This is a genomic window from Sphingobium sp. CFD-2, assembly GCF_024611135.1.
Lineage (GTDB): Bacteria > Pseudomonadota > Alphaproteobacteria > Sphingomonadales > Sphingomonadaceae > Sphingobium > Sphingobium fuliginis.
Window position 1 is genome coordinate 3,871,623 of sequence record NZ_CP084405.1, and the last position, 17,292, is coordinate 3,888,914.

Consider the following 17,292-nt stretch of genomic DNA (forward strand, 5'->3'; position numbering starts at 1 on the left):
ATGCGCCGGTCGACAGGTCGAAGACGATCACCCGGCGATTGCCATATCCGTCCGCGACATAGAGTTCGTTCGCCGCGCTGTCCGTCATCATATGCGCCGGGCGTCCCAGCCGCGTCGTGGAATTCGACCCTTGGTGCCGTCGTCGGCCCCGAACTGGCGGATGAACTTGCCGTCGCCGGTGAACTCCAGCACCTGGTCGCCGTCCAGATTGCCGGCGATGAAGACATGGCCCGCATCGTCGACATGGATGCCATGTTCCATCTGCACCCATGGATGGCCCTGTCCGGCTCCGCCCCAGGCGGCGAGAAGATTGCCTTGCTGGTCGAATTTCATGACCGGCGGAGCAGCCGAGCAGCAAAGCGACTCAGGCGGAGATTTCTGCGCGCCCTTCTCGTCATCGAGCAGCGAACCCGGCCGCTGGATGATCCAGACATTATCGTCCTTGTCGACGGCGACGCCCGAGACCTGGCCCAATATCCAGTTGCCGGGCAGGGGCCTTGGCCATTGCGCGTCGGGTTCGAACCGGGGGCGTCGGCGGCGGGTTTCTGGGCGGGAACGGGCGCTGAGCCGATGCAGCCGATCAGCATCGCCATGGCAAGGAAACAGCGCCGCATAGTCATCCCTCCGGGCCCATTGTCGACCGAATAAGGCTCTCAAGCAAAGGGCCCGCGTCCTAACATATTGTTATTCCGAAAGCGCCGTGGCAGCAGGCGGTTGCGCGCCCTGATGATAGCCATTATTTATCTTAATTAATAAGATTTCAATTGCCTATATCGCGATATGATGGTGATTTGCAGCGTCTGTCAAGGCGCAATCAGGGTGCGTGGCATCTGTTCAGGAAGGTTTCCCCTGTGGAAGGAAGCTGCTAGCTGGAGTTTCGCGCCCGGGGTGGCGCCTTGGGTTTGGATTGGGAGAAGTATTCATTCGCGGACCGGTTCTAACGCCGAAGAATAATTCGGTGACGCGGGCGTTTGCGATCCTGCGGGCCATAGCGGGCGCGGGTCGTGATCTGAGCGCGACGGAGGTTGCCCGCGCGGTGGGCAGCAATATGGCGACGGTGCATCGCTTCCTGCTGACGCTGGAAGGCGAGGGCGCGGTCGCGCGCGGGCGCAAGGGCGGTTTCCATCTGGGGCCGGCCCTGGCCGACCTTGGCGCCCGGGTGGAAGGCGACGTGCTGCTGGTCAATGCGGCGCATCCGCATCTGGAGGCTTTGGCCGATGAATTCCGCGAAGCCGTCCACTGCGTCGCGCGCAGCGGGAACCAGGCGATCAATGCGGCCGTGGCGCGGCCCGACCGTTCGCTGGTCATCAGCCATCCGGTGGGCGAGCCGTTCCCGCTTCATTGCACCTCCGCGGGCAAGCTGTTCATCGCCTCGATGAGCGAGAGTCATCGCGCCAGCTTCCTCGCCAATGCGGAGCTCAGGCGCTACACGCCCGGCACCATCGTCGATCCGGGGCAGCTCATGGCCGAACTCGGCCGCATCGCGAAGCAGGGCTATGCGGTGGACAATGAGGAATGGGAGGAGGGGCTTCGTTCGATCGCGCTGCCGCTGCATAACATGCGGGGCCAGGTGGTGGCGGCGATCGCGCTGTCGGCGCCCAGTTCGCGGCTGGGCGACGAGCAGTTGGCGAAGGCGCGGTCCGCGATCGCCGGCAGCGTGACCCAGATCGAACGGTCGCTGTCGATCGAGAGCCGGGTTTTCCCGTCGCGCGCCAAGCCGCGCGGCAATTTCCCGCACCTGAAGCGCGTGGCGGATTTCCTGTTCATCTCGGGCACCAGCGCGCGGCGGCCGGATGACAGTTTCGAGGGTGCGACCGTCGGGGAAGACGGCAGGGTCGTGATCGACATAGAGCGGCAGGCGCGCTTCATCTTCGACGCGATCCGGGACATGCTGGCAACGGCGGGCGCGTCGCTGGCGGACATCGTCGATATTCAGGTCCACCTGCTCGACATGGCCGATTATGAGACCTTCAACCGCGTCTATGCCGATTATTTCGGCTTCGAAGGCCCTGCGCGCAACACCGTCGCGGTCAAGGAACTGCCCCATCCCCATCAGGGGATCATGATCACCGCCATCGCGTTCAAGCCGGGTTCCCATATCGCCCCGGACGAATGACGCTATGGCCCTCGACCGGAGCGATTTCCAGGCGACGCGATCGCTGATTAAGAAATCGCGTTAGGACGGAAATCAGGGCGGTTCCGACCCGGTGCCGGGATCGCGCGCCTGCTGTTTTATCCTTGTTCGTTCCATCGTGCGATGTCGCGCGAGCGCCAGCCGTGGCTGTGCGATATAAATTCTCATCTAACGACTTTTATATCTTGCATATCGAGATAATATATTTCATGCATGGTTCCGGGAAGGGAGAGACGTGGATGCCCGATGTTCGTTTGAGCCGAAGGTCCGCAATGCCTGGAGGGCAGGCGCGTCGCCGGTTCTGGCGGGCAGCCGCCCTCGCCCTGTTGGCGGCGGCGGGCGGTGGCGCGGCGCAGGCTCCGGCAGCGAAGGTGCCGATGGTGAAAAGCCAGGCGCGGGGCTTCTATCGCATGATGCTGGGCGACTATGAGATCACGGCGCTCAATGACGGCGTCGTCGACTTCCCGCCGGCAAAGCTCTTGACGAACACGACGGCGGGCGAGGTGGCCGCGATGCTGCGCAAGCGGTTCGAGCCGGATGTCGTGCCCACGTCCGTCAATGCCTTCCTGATCAACACGGGCGACCGTCTGGTGCTGGTGGACACAGGCGCCGGAAAGGTTCTGGGGCCGCGTCTGGGCGGGCTTGCCGAAAGCCTGCGGGCGGCGGGGTACCGGCCGGATCAGGTCGATGCCGTGCTGATCACGCACATGCATCCCGACCATATCGGCGGCCTGGTGAAGGATGGGCAGCCGGCCTTCCCCAATGCGACCGTCTATGCCGACAAGACCGATGCGGCGCTGTGGCTGGACCCGGCCGAAGCGGCGAAGGCGCCGGAGGATCAGGGCAAGCTCGGCAAATATCGCTTCCGGGCGGTCAAGGAGGCGATGGACGCCTATAGCCGTCGCGGCAGGCTTCGATATTTCGACGGCACGGGGGAAGTGCTTCCCGGCATACGCGCCATCGCCTCTCGCGGGCATTCGCCCGGCCACGCCTTTTTCGAGGTGGAATCGAAGGGCGAGCGCCTGTTCTTCTGGGGCGACATCATGCATTTCGGGCAGGTCCAGCTCGAGCTGCCGGAAGTGGCCATGTATTCCGACATCGATCCTGCAAAGGCGACGGCGAGCCGGTTGGCGGCGCTGAAGGATGCAGCGGACGGGCGCTATCTGGTCGCCGCCGCGCACCTGCCCTTTCCCGGACTGGGGCATATCCGCAAGGCCGAACGCGGCTATGCCTGGGTGCCCGTCACCTACGAAATCCCGCCCCGCTGACGGAGGGGACGGCTGGACGGCCCGATGCGTGAAGGCGTCGGGATGATGCATCGATGGGAGGAGGCGACATTGCGACTGGGTTCCGGATTATTGGCCTTCGCGGCGACGATGCTGCTGCCCGCCGTTGCGGTCGCGCGCGAAGCTGCTCCGCGCAACGACCTGCCTCAGCCTTATGAAACGACCCGGGATTGGGGCACTTTGCCCGCGGGCATGAAATGGGCGGCGGTGACGGCGGTGGAATCGGCCCCGGGCGGCGTCATCTACGTCATCCATCGCTGCTTTGAGAATTCCTGCATCGACCGGCCCGAACCGCCGATCCTGAAATTCGATGCGCAGGGCCGACTTCTGAAGGCATTCGGCCAGGGCCTGTTTCGCTTCCCCCATGGGGCGACCGTCGATCCGCAGGGTAATTTGTGGGTCACCGATCTGGGTTCCGTTTTCCTGGCCGAGCGTGGATCGGGCGACAATGGCGGCAAGATCGTGAAATTCGATCCGGACGGCAAGGTGCTGATGACGCTCGGTCACGATGCGCTGGGTTCCGCCACAGACTTTCTGGATCAGCCCAATGACATCGTGGTCACGCGCAAGGGCGACTTCTTCGTGTCCGAAAGTCATTCGCCCGGCGGCAAGAACAACCGGGTGCTGAAATTCTCGAAGGACGGCAAGTTCATCGGGCAATGGGGGCGCAAGGGGAGCGGCCCTGGCGAGTTCAGCGAGCCTCACAGTCTGGCGCTCGATTCCCGTGGGCGGCTGTTCGTGGCCGATCGGGAGAATAACCGTATCCAGATCTTCAGGCAGGACGGCAAGTTCCTGGCCCAATGGCATCAGTTCGGTCGCCCCAGCGGCATCTATATCGACGGGAAGGACAGGCTCTATGTCGCGGATTCCGAATCCAGTCCGGTCGAGGGCCGCAATCAGGATGCCCGCATCCGTCGCGGTATCCGTATCGGCAGTACCCGGACCGGAAGGGTCGACGCCTTCATCGAGGATGCCGAAGCGGCGGAACCCAGGCATTCCGGGGCCGAAGGCGTGGGTGTCGATGATCAGGGCAATGTCTATGGCGCGGTCGTTGGCCGCCGCATGTTGGAACGGCATGTGAAGCGGCCGAAGCCATGAAGGGCTGCCCGGTTCCGAATGATTGGCCCGTTGCAAGGCCCGCAGACTTTCGTTGACGGCTTCCTGCGGGCTTGATACCAATCTTACAAGACGAATTATTTTTCTTACTTAATGAGAATCGGAGAGAGCTCATGTCCCAAGGTAAGATTCTCGCGGGCTTCGTGGCGCCGCATCCTCCCCATCTCGTCTATGCCGAAAATCCCCCGCAGAACGAGCCGCGCTCGGAGGGCGGGTGGGAGCCGCTGCGCTGGGCCTATGAAAAGGCGCGCAAGAGCATCGAGGAACTGAAGCCTGACGTGCTGCTCGTCCATTCGCCGCACTGGATCACCACAGTCGGCCACCATTTCCTCGGCGTGGAGCGTCTGTCGGGCAAGTCGGTCGATCCGATCTTCCCCAACCTCTTCCGCTTTGCCTTCGACCTGAACGTCGACGTCGACCTTGCCGAAGCCTGTTGCGGCGAGGCGCAGGCGCTTGGCCTGACCGCCAAGATGATGCGCAATCCGAACTTCCGGGTGGATTATGGCACGATCACCACGCTGCACATGGTCCGTCCGCAATGGGACATCCCGGTCGTCGGTATCTCGGCCAATAATTCGCCTTATTACCTCACCCTCGACGAGGGCGTGGAGGAGATGGAGCGGCTGGGCGAAGCGACGCGGCGGGCGATCGAGAAAAGCGGCAAGCGGGCCGTGCTGCTCGCCTCCAACACCTTCTCGCACTATCATTTCCATGAGGAGCCGGAGATTCCCGAGGATATGAGCCGGGAGCATCCGCAAAGCTACAAGGGCTACAAATGGGACATGCGCATGATCGAACTCATGCGCAGGGGCGAGATCCGGGAGGTGATGCGCCTGTTCCCCGAATGGGTGGAGGAAGCCTTTGCCGAAGTGAAGTCCGGGGCCTTCCCCTGGATGATCTCCGCCATGGAATATCCCACCACGCCTGCGGAGCTTCACGGCTACGGCACGGTCATCGGCACCGGCAACGCCGTCATGGAATGGCGCTTGGCGGCCTGAGCCCCAATCGAGATACGAGGACATATCATGCCGGTCGTTTCCGCATTTCTGATGCCGGGCAATCCGCTGCCCTTCCTGCGCCAGGACAATCCGCCCTGGGCTCCGCTCGCCACGGCGGCGAAAGCGGCGGGCGAGGCGCTGCGCGCCAGCCGGCCTGACGTGCTGCTGATCTATTCGACCCAATGGTTCGCCGTGCTGGACGAACTGTGGCAGGCGCGTCCGCACAGCACGGGCGTCCATGTCGATGAGAACTGGTATGATTATGGCGACCTCCAGATGGACTTGCGTGCGGATGTTTCGCTGGCCCAGGCGTGCGTCGCGGGGGCCAATGCGGCGGGCCATCGATCCAAGGCGGTCGATTATGAAGGCTTTCCGATCGACAGCGGAACGATCGTCGCCAACGCCTTCCTCAACCCCAGCGGAACGATTCCGACGGTGGTCGCCGCCAACAACCTCTATCATGATTTCGCCACGACGGAGGCGCTGGGCCGGGTGGCGGCGGAGCAGGCCGATCTTCAGGGCAAGCGCGCGGCGGTGATCGCGGTCGGCGGCCTTTCCGCCGGCTATTTCGACAAGGATATCGACATAGCCGAGGATCGTATCGTGGATGAGCAGAGCGACGCCGCCAATCGCGCGCTGCTTGCCGCGATGGAGCAGGGCGGGGCGGACCGCTTGCGCGCCGGACTGGATGACTTCGCCGCGGCGGCGAAGACCGACATGGGGATGAAGCATCTGGCCTGGCTGTTGGGGGGCGTGGGCGATTTCAAGAATGCCCATGTCCATGGCTATGGGCCGACCTATGGCGCGGGTGCGGCCGTGGTCGAGTTCAAGCTGGCCTGATCCGGCGGACCATGGCCGTCAGCCGGCACCGCCATTCCCTTGACTCCATGTCGCCGGACGCGCCGGGCGGTTCGGACTTCGCGCTTGAAGGCCGCGCTTGTCCCCCTTCGCTTGCGGCGGCGGCGGGAGAGGCGCTAGGCCCCGAGGGCGGGTTCTGGCAGCAAATGGCCCGTCCGGCACAAGCGGGGCGGCCAGGCGTTCATCATGGGCTTCGCGTTCGAAAGATCGGTTCGATAGAGTTTACGGTGCAATGAAGATGACAGATGAATTGAAGATCGGCCTGCAGCCGGCACCCAATGGCCGTCTTGCGGCGGCGCCGGCCGGCATAGTGGAGGGCAAGGCGAAGCCGCGCGGGCCATTTCCCCATTATCGGCGGGCCGGGGACTTCATCTTCATATCGGGCACCAGCGCGCGAAAGCCGGACAACAGCATCGAGGGTTCCGATGTCGATGAAATGGGCGTCACCCAATTGGACATCAAGGCGCAGACCCGCGCCGTCATCGAGAATATCAGGGATATATTGGCGGCCGCCGGCCTCGACCTGTCGGATCTTGTCGAGGTAAGTTGCTTTCTCGTCAGCATGAACGATTTCGGTGGCTTCAACGAAGTGTGGGCGGAATATTTCGACGAGACCGGCCCCACCCGGACGACGGTCGCCGTCCATCAGCTTCCCCATCCGCTGCTGCTGGTCGAGATGCGCGCCATCGCCTACGCCCCGGACCCGCAGATGGGCTGATCCGCCCGCGAACAGACCAAGCCCGATAGAAGGAGGAAATCATGTCCGACCGTCGCGAACGGATCGTGCGCGCCTATTTGTCCGCCATGGAAAAGGGCGACCTGAACGGCGTGCTCCAATGCTTCGCAGCCGATGGCAAGGTGATTTCGCCCGTCTATGGGGAAGAGCCCGTCCGCCCATTTTACGAAAAGCTGTTCGCGGACACGATCAGCGCCAGCGTCGACCTGCACAGCCTGTACGTCAGTCCGACGCAGCCCGAGCGGCTGATTGCCCATTTCGCCTATCGCTGGAGCCGGCATGGCCAGCCCGATGTCGATACCGACCTGATCGACCTTTTCGAATTCGATCCGCAAAGTGATCGGATCGGGCGTTTGCGGATCGTTTTTGCGCCCTTGCCCGGCAGCGGCGCGTGATGGGCAGCGCCATGGCCGGACGGGCAGGCCGCCCCCAGGATTCCGTCGAAGGTTGCGGCTTTCAGGCGAAGGCGGCCTGATCGCGAACCCATTCCCGCCCCGCGCCGCGTGGCGGACGAGCGGTGATCTTCTTCCACGCCTGCTCATGGAAGAAGAAGGCGACGGCGTTGATCATCGGTTCGATCAGCGCTATCCCGCCAGCCATGGCGACGGAACCGGTCATCAGATAAGCGACCGAGAAGCCCACGGTCAGGTGGATGCTGAGATAGGTGGCGGTCTTGATCAGGTCTGTGGACATGGCTCTGTGCTCCTGTTGCCGCTCAATTAAGATTCGTTCGCAATAGGTGCCAACAGCTTTTCCCTCTGGCTCTGATCGCCTTTGCCGATCAGGATGGCGGGAAAGGAGAGTCCAGGATGAGCGGAAAGATCAGGGTCGGCATCGGCGGTTGGATCTTCGAACCATGGCGCGGCACCTTCTATCCCGAAGGGCTGCGGCAGAAGGACGAACTGGCCTATGTGGGCCAGCATCTGACCGCGACGGAGATCAATGCCACCTATTACAGCACGCAAAAGCCGGCGACCTTCGCCGGCTGGGCCAAGGCCGTGCCGGATGGCTTCCAGTTCGCGGTCAAGGCGTCGCGCTACTGCACCAATCGGCGCGTGCTGGCGGAGGGGAGCGAATCCATTGCCAAGTTCATCAACCAGGGTCTGGTCGAGCTGGGCGACCGGTTGGGGCCGATCCTCTGGCAATTCATGCCGACCAAGAAATTCGATGCGGAGGATTTCGGCGCTTTCCTGAAGCTGCTGCCGGCCAGCATCGACGGCGTGCCTTTGCGCCATGCGCTGGAGGTGCGGCATGAGAGTTTCGATGATCCCGTCTTTTTCGACCTCGCGCGGCGGGCCGGCGCGGCTGTGGTCTATGCCGACCATCCGGAATATCCGGCGCTGCAAGGCCAGGAGGTCGGCTTTTCCTATGCCCGTCTGATGCGCACGCGGGAGGAGGAGCCGACCGGCTATTCGGCGGAGGAGATCAAGGGCTGGGTGGAGGTGGCGCGCGAACGGGCCGCCAGAGGCGACGTCTACGCCTTCTTCATCAGCGGGGCGAAGGTCCGCGCACCCGCCGCAGCTCAGGCCATGATTGTGGCTTTGCAGTAACATCGACTGTTGCATTTGCTGCAACTGCGAAATCGTCCTTTGCGATTGTTACAACATCATGTCGGGCGCATAGGCCCGCTCGCCCCTGGTGGCGATAAATAACAATGACTTGCAGGACGAATGATATGCGACATACGGTTCAGGGCGTTGCCCTTATGGTTGCGGTCGGCGCGCAGATGCTGACCTTCTATTCGGTGCTGTTTGCCTGAGCGCAACATGACCCGATCCAAAGAGTCCTTGATGGACATCGGAAGAGCCGCCCTGGATATTGCCATGGGCGGCTCTTTCATTATCGCGGGACTTGATCAACCCTCCGCCAGCCAGCCCGCCAGCAGATAAGCGACGAGGCCGACCGGACCCAGGGCGCACAGCGTCAGCAGCACGAGCGCAATCCGGATCAGCGTGACATCCAGGCCGGTGCGGTTGGAAAGTCCGGCGCACACGCCCATGATCTTTCCATTGCGGCGGTCGAGGGTGAAGCTGTTGTTCATGAATCTGGCCTTCTTGAAGAGATATGGCGGGGTCAGGCGATCGGCGCGATCGGAACGGCGGCGCCGATGAAGAGCGCGGAAACCAGCAGGGCGCCGGTAAGGGCAAAGGCGGCGTTTTGAAGCTTGGCGAACATGATATACTCCCTGATTTGTGCTTGGCCGGACAGTCCGGCCGTGATGCAAGGGAGATTGCAGGAGCCGTGCCAATTTCGATTTCGACCCGATTTTCAGGCATTTTCGCGGCCCATCCATCATTTTTGGGCGGGAAATTTTCCGCTAATTGGGCAAATTTCCTGCAAGTCGGGAATATTTGCAGAGTGATCGTCTGAAGGAACCGCTCCTCTTCGTCTACGGCACGCTCCGGCCCGGCTGCGACGAACCGATGGCCCGCTGGTTGGGCGATGCGGCCCGTCCTGTCGGCCCAGCCGTCGCGCAAGGCGCGCTCTATCGCGTGGCGGCCTATCCGGGCTTCGTGCCTGGCGGGACCGGTGACGTGACGGGCGACCTGTTCGCGCTCCCCGATCCGGAGGCGGTGCTTGCCGCGCTCGACGACTATGAGGAATGCGCTGCCCACTTCCCCCAGCCGCATGAATATCGTCGCGAACGGCTGATCGTCCTGGGCGAACATGGGCCGGTGGAGGCATGGACCTATATCTACAATCGCGACGTCGTCGGGCTGGAACGGATCGAGAGCGGTGATTTCCTGAGTTGAGAATGGCTTGCGCGAGGCCCGGGCGCGGCTGGAGCGTTTTCCGGGCGGATAGAATGATCTGCTGGCTCGGAAAACGCGGCAAAACAAAAGCCTGGAGCATCATGCAGAAAACCGGTTCCCACTTTTCTGCATGATGCTCTAGGCTCTCCCGCCATGGCTTGAGGAGAGACGCGCATGACCGATGAACGGGATCAGCCGGAACGTTTGCCCGAAGACAGCAACTGGATCGGTTCGACCGGCCTCGACCGGCGCAAGCTGCTGGTGGGCGGGGCGTTCGCTGCGGGCTTCGCCGCTGCCTGCCGGCCTGTGTCCAGCAGCGCGGTCCAGACCTCCGGCGAAGGGTTGAAGGAAGAAAACGTCTCGATCGGGGCGAGCGACGGCTTTGCCATGCCTGCTTTCGTCGCTCGTCCCGCCGCCGGCAAGGCTGCGCCCGTCATCGTCGTGGTGCATGAGATTTTCGGCGTGCATGAATGGATCCGCGATATCTGCCGCCGCTTTGCGAAGGCGGGTTATTACGCCATCGCTCCCGACCTGTTCGCGCGCCATGGCGATGCGACCAAGGTGGCTGATTTCAGGCAACTGGTCGGCACCATCGTGTCCAAGGCCTCCGACGAGCAGGTGTTGAAGGACATAGACGCCACCTATGCCTGGGCGGGCAGCCATGGCGGGGACGGCAGGCGGCGCGGCATCACCGGCTTTTGCTGGGGCGGGCGGGTCGTGTGGCTCTACGCCGCCCACAGCGCGGAACTGGACGCGGGCGTCGCATTTTACGGCCGGCTGATCAGCGACAAGACCGAATTGCAGCCGCTGAGCGTCATCGAGCAGGTGAACCGGCTCAAGGCCCCGGTGCTTGGCCAATATGGCGCGCTGGACAAGGGCATTCCGGTGGCTGACGTCGAGAAGATGCAGGCCGCGCTGAAGATCGCGGGCAAGTCGCCGCCGGACGCGATCACCGTCTACCCTGGCGCCGACCATGGCTTCATGGCCGACTATCGCCCCAGCTACAACGAAGCCGCCGCCAAGGCCGCGTGGGACGCGACGCTCGGCTGGTTCGGCAAATATGTGAAGGGATAGGATCGTTCGGCTTGGACTGAGCTGAAAGCGGCGCCCTTGCCATATGTTCATTCGTTACCGGCATGCTGAAACAAGGTCGGCATGACGGCTTTGCAGGGCGGCGGCTGCCCTTATTTCTGCTTCATCGCCTCGACGGCGGCGAGCGTGCTCTTCACATGGCCGGCATAGTTCATCTCGCTATGGACGAAGGCGATGCGGCCGCTGGGCGCGATGACATAGGAAGTGCGGTCGGTCATGCCCGGCCGCATCTTCAGCGCCACGTCATAGCCCGACACGATGTTGGGACCAGCCGACGCCACGGCGAACTTGCCCGCGCATTCCTTGGTGGAGAAGGCGACCAGATCGTCCACCGGATCGGCCGACATGCCGATCACGGTCGCGCCAGCCTTCCTGAAATCCTCGATATGTTCGGCGAATTCCCGCGCTTCGGCGGAGCAGCCGGGGGTGAACGCCTTGGGGAAGAAATAAAGCACCACCGGCCCGCGCTTCAACTGGTGCGACAGGGTCAGGGTGAAGGTCTTCCCCGCCAGAGCGCCGCGGGTGGTGAAGTCGGGTGCCTTGGCCCCGACGGCCAGCGCCGCCATGGCGCCCTGCGAACCGACGGCGGCAGCGGCAAGGGCGAGAGCGATCTTCAGGCTTCTCATCATCGGCTTCCTCTTCATTCAGGCGGTGGGGGGCTTCCGATAGTCCATCCCTTCGGCCATGGTGATGACTGCAACGTTCGCCGCGCGCAAGTCCGCCAGTGGCCCAGCCGGATCGCGGGGGGAAGAAAAGTCAGCCCCTTTCCGGCGCGCCATGGCGTAAGCCGTGGCTGAGAAGTGGCCGAGAAGGAGTGTGGCAGGGATGAAGCAGGAACGGGGGCTGGCCGGAACCCATTGGCGGAATGCCGGTTTTCCTCCCATGCGCGCGATGATTCTCCTGCCGCTGCTCGTCCTTGCGGCGTGCGGCGACAAGCCGGGCGATCAGCCCGGGATAGCCACCAATATCGTCGACGAAGCGATGAACGAAGTGCAGCAGGTGCCGGAAGGCGCGAACGGCATCCAGACCGCTGAACCCGCGCCGGAGATTCCATCCAAGCCCGTGCCGGTGGGGTCGACCATCCCCGCCAGCGTGCAGGGGCGATGGACGGGCCTGGACGAAAGCTGTGCCGACCGCGCGACCGAGCTGGAGCTGACGATCACGCCGACCAGCCTGGTCTTTCTGGAGAGCGAGGGGAAGGCGACCGGCGTGTCACACGGCCCAGACGGCCGCATCCGCATCGACGCGGCCTTCACCGGCGAAGGGCAGAGCTGGAACAGGAAGCTGGAATTGCGGCCCTCGGCCAGCGGGCGGGAGTTGACGGTGATCGACGACGGCCGGGCGGTGACGCGGAAGCGGTGTAGTTGATCTTCGGCCTGTTCCTGCAAAGGCGGGAAACGGGATCGGGCGGCAGAATTGGGTTCCTGCCTGCGCAGGAGCGCGGAATGCTTACTCCAAGCTTTCCCAAAGCCGCCGCACTGGTTAGAGCCGCCTCATGATCGGCCGTCTTACCTTGAGCGATTTCCGCAATCATGCGGATGCGCTGATCATGCCCGACCACAGCTTCATCGTGCTGACCGGGGACAATGGCGCGGGCAAGACCAACATATTGGAAGCCGTGTCGATGTTGGCGCCGGGACGCGGCCTGCGCGGCGCGGCCCTGCGCGACATGGTGCGGCAGGATGGGGCGGGCGGTTTCGGCATAGCGGCGGAAGTGGACGGCGTGATGCTGGGTACGGGGGTTCTCGCTTCGGCCCCCGACCGGCGTCAGGTGCGGATCGGCGGCGTCGCATCCTCCGCCAATGCGCTGGCGGATCATCTGTCCATCGTGTGGTTGACGCCCGCGATGGACCGGCTGTTCATGGACAGTCCCGGCGGGCGGCGGCGTTTCCTGGACCGGCTGACGCTGGCGCTGCACCCCGCCCATGCCGCGCACAGCGCCCGCTACGAGGCGGCGATGCGGGCGCGCAACCGGCTGCTTAACGATCTGTCCGCCGCCGATCCTTCCTGGCTGAGCGCGCTTGAAACGCAGATGGACGAGCATGGCGCGGCGCTTGCCGCCGCCCGCGCCGATCTGGTCGGCCGCTTGCAGGCCGCGCTGGAGGACCAGCCCGACCATCCCTTTGCCCGTCCGCTGCTGGCGATCGAGGGGGAAGGGGAGGGCGACGAGCCCCTGGGGCTTCGCCTAGCCCGCGAACGCCGCCGCGATGCCGCTGCCGGTCGCACCTTGTCCGGCCCGCACCGGCAGGACCTCGCCGTCGTTCACGCCGCCAAGGCGCAGGCTGCCGCGCTCTGTTCGACCGGCGAGCAGAAGGCGCTGCTGCTCTCCATCCTGCTCGCCCATGCGGCTCTGGTGGCGGCTCATCGCGGCCAGCCGCCCGTGCTGCTGCTCGACGAAGTGGCGGCGCATCTCGACCCGTCGCGGCGGGCCGCGCTGTTCGACCGGCTGCGGGAAACCGGCGGTCAGGTCTGGATGACGGGGACGGAATCCGCACTTTTCAACGGCTTGCCTGTGGCGAGCCGGTTTTGCGTAACGGCGGGGCACGTCTTTCGTTCCGCAGATTGACGCGCCGCAACAACGACTCGTCGCTGGCGGCTTTTCAACGCGTCCGGCGTCTGCCCTAAAGCATGGCACGGGGTTAAGTCGTTCAAATAGTCGGGGGTCGCATTCCTATGATCGGTGGTTTTCGCGCTATTGTCGCAGCGGCAACGCTTGCACTCGGCGCCCTGATCACGACCCCGGCCGCGGCCGGCGTCCTCCAGTGCGCGCCCTTTGCCCGGCAGGTTTCCGGTATCGAGCTGTACGGCAATGCCAACACCTGGTGGGGTCAGGCCGATGGCCGCTATGAACGCGGCCATGAACCCCGTGTCGGCGCCGTCCTTGCCTTCTCGGCCAGCCGTTCGATGCCGGTTGGCCATGTCGCCATGGTCAGCAAGGTGGTCAGCGAACGCGAAGTGCTGTTGACCCATGCCAACTGGTCCTATCGCGGCGGCGTAGAGCGCAATGTCCGCGCCATCGACGTGTCCCCGAACAATGACTGGACCGATGTGCGCGTCTGGTATGGCCCGATCGGGGATCTGGGTCTGCGGCCGAACCCCGCCAAAGGCTTCATCTACGCGCACAAGGCGAGCGACGCTCCGGTGCAGATCGCCATGGCCGATCGCGCGACCGCAGGCTCCGACGCCGCGCGGGGTGCTTTCTGACATTTTAACCATTTCCTAATGGCCGCCGCCTAATTTCGTCGGCGGTGGGGCGATTCTGAGACTTTTGGGGTCGCATGAAAGTGGGAATGATGCGCTGGGCGGCCTTGCTGCTGGCCGGCCTGACAGCGACGCCTGTGCTGGGCGCGACCGTGCTGCAATGCGTGCCCTATGCGCGCACCGTGTCGGGCGTCCAGATCTATGGCGACGCGCTGACCTGGTGGGACCAGGCGGAAAATCATTATAAGCGCGGGCATGCGCCCCGCAGGGGCGCGGTGCTGGCCTTCCGTCCCGTCGGCCCGATGGTGCTGGGCCATGTCGCGGTGGTCAGCAGGGTGCTGGACGACCGGCGCGTGCTGATCCGGCATGCCAACTGGTCGATGCCCGGCGCGATCGAGGAGGATGTTCTCGCAGTCGACGTATCCGAAGAAGGCGACTGGAGCGAGGTGCGCGTCTGGCACAGTCCGACCAACCGGATGGGCGCGCGCAGCAACCCGACCTTCGGCTTCATCTATCCCGACAAGCCGCAATTGCGCGAGTTCCGGACCGATCCGGCGCTGGGCGTCAGTACGCGCTTCGCCAGCATGACGGTGACCAAGGACGATCCGGAGGAGGATAGCGCTCCGTTGCGCAGGTCCGCCGCCCAGCCGCGGCTGGCGGTCGACCTGCGTGCCATCCGCTATGCCGATGCGGCGCCTTCCGCCCGTTCGTTGCGCGACATCATCGCGGACGTGAAGCGAGACGCGGCGCTGCGTTGAAGCGGCCCGATGCTCCCGCGCGGGCAGCAACACGGTCCCGGCTATCCTGAAAACATGGCGTCCGAACGGGCTCTCATGAGCCTCTCGTCTCATCGGAACGCGGCTGAACAAAAGGGCGCGCCCCTCTGGCGAGGCGGCGTCCTTTTTTCTTCAGCGCAGACGAAACTCTATTCCGCCTTGTCCGCTGCTTCCCCGGCGCCCTCGTCCGCATTCTCGAACCACGCCTCGACCGGCCCGGAGAGCTTGATCGTCAGCGGCTGGCCGTGGCGGTCGCGGGTCTTGCCCGCCGCCACGCGAATCCACCCTTCGGAAATGCAATATTCCTCGACATCGTTGCGGACGCGGTCCTTGAAGCGGATGCCGATGCCCCGCTGGAGCACGTCCATGTCGAAAAAGGGGCTCTTCGGGTTGGTGGAAAGGCGGTCGGGGGGCGTATCGCTCATGATGGTCCAAATCCTGTCAATCTGGCGCGACCTAGCCCTTAGGCCTGCCCGCCGTCAACTGCTGCGGTCCATCGTCGACATCGCAGAAGATGCGCCGGATCACCCCCTGCGCCAGCCAGGATTCGAAGCGGGCATGCGCATCGGCCAGATCCAGGAAGGGATAGGCGACCGGCCGTTCCCCCACCGCCCGGCTGGCAATGACCAGCCGCATCATGGCATCGGGCGCCGTGGTCAATATGCGTCCGCGCCGGTCGGTGGCGGCGCTGTTGACGCCGACGACATGGCCGTCCTCGGCAAAGACCGGACCGCCGCTGATGCCCGACAGCGTGCCGTCACCCATCGGAATGCGCGCATGCTCCGCCCAGGCGAGCACGGGCTGCGTCTCCTCGCCTGCGCCGCGCCGGGCGCGGGCGGCGCCGATCAGCTCGGATATGACGAGCGTCGGCTGTCCGCCCGGAAAGCCCATATGATAGCCGACCGATCCGGGCGGCGGCATGCGGTCCGACAGCGGCAGGGCGTGGTCGCTCGCCACGCCCCCGCGCACCAGCGCCGCATCCGCCTCCCGGCTTTCCACCAGGCGCGACACGGGGCGGGCGAAGCCGCCCTGCTCTATGCCGACCCGGGTGCAGCCATGGGTGACATGCTCGGCGGTCAGCCATGCGCCGTCCCGGTCGATGGCGAAGGTCGTGCCCATGCTGTCGGCGGGCGCCTCCGTCCGTTCCTCGATGACGAAGCTCTCATCGCTCCATTGCGGCATCGGACGGCGCGGCGAGCGCGGGTCGAAAGCCTCGACATGCAGCGGCGTTGGCCTGATGACCTCGCTGATCCACAGCAGGGCGAGGATGATGCCGAGCAGGCCGGGCAGACAGCCGAAGCGCCGGCCCGCCACGGCTCAACCCGCGACCGCGCCGGCGGTCAGGCAGGCGATGGCGACCTTCATCATGGCGAGGAAGATGGCGGCGGACCGTTCGTCCGCCTCGATGCGGGTCGGCAGCGAGCCCAGCAGGAAATCGACCACGCGGAAGGCGATGAGTTGCAGGATCAGCGTCACGCTGCCCCAGATCATGATGTCCCAGACATTCACCGAGCCCGCGAGGCAAAAGCCCAACGGCACGGCCAACCCGATCGCCGCCCCGCCCAGCGAGATCGCCGCGGCAGCATTGCCTGCCCGGATCAGTGCGAATTCGTCATGCGGCGTGATCCACATATAAAGCGCCAGCGCCGCCAGCCAGGCCAAGGTTGCGGAACCCAGGTGCAGCAGGAAGATGGGCAGGCCCGACAGCAGGCTCTGAATGACGGGCATGGGATCGGTCATCGCGTCAAAATGCCGCAAGCGGATGCCGGGCGCAATTGCCAGTCGATGGCGAAACGGGCGGAGAGGAAAATGGCGCACCCCGCGCAGCTTCCCCTCCCCCATTCACTTCGCGGGTGTCGAACAGAGGCACCCGCCTCTCCTGCACCCTCCCCACGCTGCGCGCAGGGAGGATCGCATGGCATCAACCAGCCGATGTGGTCAGATCAATTGCAGACCCGAACCTTCACGCGCCGGTCGCGGTAATGATTGTAGCGCCATTCGGTCCAGCAACGCTGGCGGTAATGCCCGCGCCAGGAGCGCCGGTCGCCGCGCCAATAGCGGCGGTCGTCATGGCGCCAGTCGCGCCTGCCGTCCCAGCGCCTATCGTCCCAACGCCTATCGTCCCAACGGTCGCCGCGATACCCGTCGCGATAGCCATAGCCGCCATAATATTGCGCCTGTGCAGGGGCCACGCTCGCCCCCATGGCGGTGATCGCCAGGCCCAGGGCCGCAGCGCCCTTCCACAAGATGTTCATGTCTTTCTCTCCTCAGCATGCACGCCCGTCGCCGGGGTCATGAAGGGAAGATGCACCGGCCTTACTGAACCGTCCGGGAACGGTGTC

22 protein-coding genes are annotated in these 17,292 nt (G+C 64.5%); 14 read left to right on the forward strand and 8 right to left on the reverse strand.

Annotated features, from left to right (window positions below; genetic code table 11):
- Positions 1-87: 87 nt before the first annotated feature.
- Positions 88-474: a hypothetical protein gene (locus LDB29_RS19135; RefSeq protein WP_257555424.1), complete on the reverse strand. Its 387-nt coding sequence runs from the start codon at positions 472-474 to the stop codon at positions 88-90.
- A gap of 484 nt (positions 475-958) precedes the next feature.
- On the opposite strand from LDB29_RS19135, the gene LDB29_RS19140 reads away from it, so the two are divergent.
- From LDB29_RS19140 to LDB29_RS19170, 7 genes are all read left to right on the forward strand, one after another.
- A complete protein-coding gene (locus LDB29_RS19140) occupies positions 959-2,116 on the forward strand; it encodes an IclR family transcriptional regulator C-terminal domain-containing protein (RefSeq protein WP_257555426.1) in 1,158 nt (385 codons plus the stop codon).
- Between the two features lie 290 nt (positions 2,117-2,406).
- Positions 2,407-3,402 (forward strand): MBL fold metallo-hydrolase, encoded by a 996-nt coding sequence (locus LDB29_RS19145; RefSeq protein ID WP_257555427.1) that lies wholly within the window; start codon positions 2,407-2,409, stop codon positions 3,400-3,402.
- Between the two features lie 42 nt (positions 3,403-3,444).
- Positions 3,445-4,518 (forward strand): peptidyl-alpha-hydroxyglycine alpha-amidating lyase family protein, encoded by a 1,074-nt coding sequence (locus LDB29_RS19150; RefSeq protein WP_257555428.1) that lies wholly within the window; start codon positions 3,445-3,447, stop codon positions 4,516-4,518.
- A gap of 131 nt (positions 4,519-4,649) precedes the next feature.
- Positions 4,650-5,534 carry a tRNA U-34 5-methylaminomethyl-2-thiouridine biosynthesis protein gene (locus LDB29_RS19155; protein ID WP_037482922.1) on the forward strand — a complete coding sequence of 295 codons (885 nt, stop codon included), beginning with the start codon at positions 4,650-4,652 and terminating at the stop codon, positions 5,532-5,534.
- A 27-nt stretch (positions 5,535-5,561) separates the two neighbouring features.
- Positions 5,562-6,374, forward strand: coding sequence for a tRNA U-34 5-methylaminomethyl-2-thiouridine biosynthesis protein (locus LDB29_RS19160; protein WP_257555430.1), 813 nt, complete (start codon positions 5,562-5,564; stop codon positions 6,372-6,374).
- 250 nt (positions 6,375-6,624) lie between these two features.
- Complete coding sequence (locus LDB29_RS19165; RefSeq protein WP_257555432.1) at positions 6,625-7,110, forward strand: RidA family protein; 486 nt, start codon at positions 6,625-6,627, stop codon at positions 7,108-7,110.
- Positions 7,111-7,151: 41 nt separating this feature from the next.
- Positions 7,152-7,523 (forward strand): nuclear transport factor 2 family protein, encoded by a 372-nt coding sequence (locus tag LDB29_RS19170; protein ID WP_025549689.1) that lies wholly within the window; start codon positions 7,152-7,154, stop codon positions 7,521-7,523.
- A gap of 61 nt (positions 7,524-7,584) precedes the next feature.
- Here the strand turns inward: LDB29_RS19170 and LDB29_RS19175 are convergent, their stop codons facing one another.
- Positions 7,585-7,821, reverse strand: a complete 237-nt coding sequence (locus LDB29_RS19175; RefSeq protein ID WP_044660356.1) for a DUF2061 domain-containing protein — start codon at positions 7,819-7,821, stop codon at positions 7,585-7,587.
- Positions 7,822-7,937: 116 nt separating this feature from the next.
- On the opposite strand from LDB29_RS19175, the gene LDB29_RS19180 reads away from it, so the two are divergent.
- Positions 7,938-8,678, forward strand: coding sequence for a DUF72 domain-containing protein (locus LDB29_RS19180; protein WP_257555436.1), 741 nt, complete (start codon positions 7,938-7,940; stop codon positions 8,676-8,678).
- 305 nt (positions 8,679-8,983) lie between these two features.
- Here LDB29_RS19180 and LDB29_RS19185 read toward each other — a convergent pair whose 3' ends face one another.
- A complete protein-coding gene (locus tag LDB29_RS19185) occupies positions 8,984-9,169 on the reverse strand; it encodes a PspC domain-containing protein (RefSeq protein ID WP_044660354.1) in 186 nt (61 codons plus the stop codon).
- A gap of 325 nt (positions 9,170-9,494) precedes the next feature.
- Here LDB29_RS19185 and LDB29_RS19190 point away from each other — a divergent pair, with 325 nt between their 5' ends.
- Positions 9,495-9,881, forward strand: coding sequence for a gamma-glutamylcyclotransferase (locus tag LDB29_RS19190; protein WP_103001242.1), 387 nt, complete (start codon positions 9,495-9,497; stop codon positions 9,879-9,881).
- A gap of 174 nt (positions 9,882-10,055) precedes the next feature.
- A complete protein-coding gene (locus LDB29_RS19195; RefSeq protein WP_257555438.1) occupies positions 10,056-10,955 on the forward strand; it encodes a dienelactone hydrolase family protein in 900 nt (299 codons plus the stop codon).
- Between the two features lie 110 nt (positions 10,956-11,065).
- Here the strand turns inward: LDB29_RS19195 and LDB29_RS19200 are convergent, their stop codons facing one another.
- Complete coding sequence (locus LDB29_RS19200) at positions 11,066-11,602, reverse strand: peroxiredoxin (RefSeq protein WP_373886284.1); 537 nt, start codon at positions 11,600-11,602, stop codon at positions 11,066-11,068.
- A gap of 196 nt (positions 11,603-11,798) precedes the next feature.
- Between LDB29_RS19200 and LDB29_RS19205 the strand changes: the two genes are divergently transcribed.
- The 4 genes from LDB29_RS19205 to LDB29_RS19220 all read left to right on the forward strand — a co-directional run bounded on the left by LDB29_RS19205 (position 11,799) and on the right by LDB29_RS19220 (position 14,932).
- Entirely contained in the window at positions 11,799-12,341 is a 543-nt protein-coding gene (locus tag LDB29_RS19205) for a hypothetical protein (RefSeq protein WP_257555440.1), read from the forward strand.
- A gap of 127 nt (positions 12,342-12,468) precedes the next feature.
- Entirely contained in the window at positions 12,469-13,539 is a 1,071-nt protein-coding gene (recF, locus tag LDB29_RS19210) for a DNA replication/repair protein RecF (protein ID WP_025549683.1), read from the forward strand.
- Between the two features lie 107 nt (positions 13,540-13,646).
- On the forward strand, positions 13,647-14,177 hold the full coding sequence (locus tag LDB29_RS19215; RefSeq protein WP_025549682.1) for a CHAP domain-containing protein: 531 nt from the start codon (positions 13,647-13,649) through the stop codon (positions 14,175-14,177).
- Positions 14,178-14,263: 86 nt separating this feature from the next.
- Positions 14,264-14,932: a CHAP domain-containing protein gene (locus LDB29_RS19220; protein ID WP_025549681.1), complete on the forward strand. Its 669-nt coding sequence runs from the start codon at positions 14,264-14,266 to the stop codon at positions 14,930-14,932.
- 167 nt (positions 14,933-15,099) lie between these two features.
- On the opposite strand, the gene LDB29_RS19225 is transcribed toward LDB29_RS19220, so the two are convergent.
- The 4 genes from LDB29_RS19225 to LDB29_RS19240 form a co-directional block, all read right to left on the reverse strand.
- Positions 15,100-15,375, reverse strand: coding sequence for a DUF3297 family protein (locus LDB29_RS19225; protein WP_025549680.1), 276 nt, complete (start codon positions 15,373-15,375; stop codon positions 15,100-15,102).
- A gap of 31 nt (positions 15,376-15,406) precedes the next feature.
- Positions 15,407-16,264, reverse strand: a complete 858-nt coding sequence (locus LDB29_RS19230) for a serine protease (RefSeq protein WP_025549679.1) — start codon at positions 16,262-16,264, stop codon at positions 15,407-15,409.
- A 3-nt stretch (positions 16,265-16,267) separates the two neighbouring features.
- Positions 16,268-16,690: a DUF350 domain-containing protein gene (locus LDB29_RS19235; RefSeq protein ID WP_025549678.1), complete on the reverse strand. Its 423-nt coding sequence runs from the start codon at positions 16,688-16,690 to the stop codon at positions 16,268-16,270.
- Positions 16,691-16,893: 203 nt separating this feature from the next.
- Positions 16,894-17,205, reverse strand: a complete 312-nt coding sequence (locus tag LDB29_RS19240) for a hypothetical protein (protein ID WP_025549677.1) — start codon at positions 17,203-17,205, stop codon at positions 16,894-16,896.
- Between the last annotated feature and the right edge of the window lie 87 nt (positions 17,206-17,292).

What these genes read in the sequence shown, in the direction of transcription:
- LDB29_RS19145 (WP_257555427.1), top strand. Translation starts at nt 2,407, where the DNA reads ATGCCTGGAGGGCAGGCGCGTCGCCGGTTCTGGCGGGCAGCCGCCCTC.
- LDB29_RS19150 (WP_257555428.1), top strand. Translation starts at nt 3,445, where the DNA reads ATGATGCATCGATGGGAGGAGGCGACATTGCGACTGGGTTCCGGATTA.
- LDB29_RS19155 (WP_037482922.1), top strand. Translation starts at nt 4,650, where the DNA reads ATGTCCCAAGGTAAGATTCTCGCGGGCTTCGTGGCGCCGCATCCTCCC.
- LDB29_RS19160 (WP_257555430.1), top strand. Translation starts at nt 5,562, where the DNA reads ATGCCGGTCGTTTCCGCATTTCTGATGCCGGGCAATCCGCTGCCCTTC.
- LDB29_RS19165 (WP_257555432.1), top strand. Translation starts at nt 6,625, where the DNA reads ATGAAGATGACAGATGAATTGAAGATCGGCCTGCAGCCGGCACCCAAT.
- LDB29_RS19170 (WP_025549689.1), top strand. Translation starts at nt 7,152, where the DNA reads ATGTCCGACCGTCGCGAACGGATCGTGCGCGCCTATTTGTCCGCCATG.
- LDB29_RS19175 (WP_044660356.1), bottom strand. Translation starts at nt 7,821, where the DNA reads ATGTCCACAGACCTGATCAAGACCGCCACCTATCTCAGCATCCACCTG.
- LDB29_RS19180 (WP_257555436.1), top strand. Translation starts at nt 7,938, where the DNA reads ATGAGCGGAAAGATCAGGGTCGGCATCGGCGGTTGGATCTTCGAACCA.
- LDB29_RS19185 (WP_044660354.1), bottom strand. Translation starts at nt 9,169, where the DNA reads ATGAACAACAGCTTCACCCTCGACCGCCGCAATGGAAAGATCATGGGC.
- LDB29_RS19195 (WP_257555438.1), top strand. Translation starts at nt 10,056, where the DNA reads ATGACCGATGAACGGGATCAGCCGGAACGTTTGCCCGAAGACAGCAAC.
- LDB29_RS19200 (WP_373886284.1), bottom strand. Translation starts at nt 11,602, where the DNA reads ATGATGAGAAGCCTGAAGATCGCTCTCGCCCTTGCCGCTGCCGCCGTC.
- LDB29_RS19205 (WP_257555440.1), top strand. Translation starts at nt 11,799, where the DNA reads ATGAAGCAGGAACGGGGGCTGGCCGGAACCCATTGGCGGAATGCCGGT.
- recF (WP_025549683.1), top strand. Translation starts at nt 12,469, where the DNA reads ATGATCGGCCGTCTTACCTTGAGCGATTTCCGCAATCATGCGGATGCG.
- LDB29_RS19215 (WP_025549682.1), top strand. Translation starts at nt 13,647, where the DNA reads ATGATCGGTGGTTTTCGCGCTATTGTCGCAGCGGCAACGCTTGCACTC.
- LDB29_RS19220 (WP_025549681.1), top strand. Translation starts at nt 14,264, where the DNA reads ATGATGCGCTGGGCGGCCTTGCTGCTGGCCGGCCTGACAGCGACGCCT.
- LDB29_RS19225 (WP_025549680.1), bottom strand. Translation starts at nt 15,375, where the DNA reads ATGAGCGATACGCCCCCCGACCGCCTTTCCACCAACCCGAAGAGCCCC.
- LDB29_RS19235 (WP_025549678.1), bottom strand. Translation starts at nt 16,690, where the DNA reads ATGACCGATCCCATGCCCGTCATTCAGAGCCTGCTGTCGGGCCTGCCC.
- LDB29_RS19240 (WP_025549677.1), bottom strand. Translation starts at nt 17,205, where the DNA reads ATGAACATCTTGTGGAAGGGCGCTGCGGCCCTGGGCCTGGCGATCACC.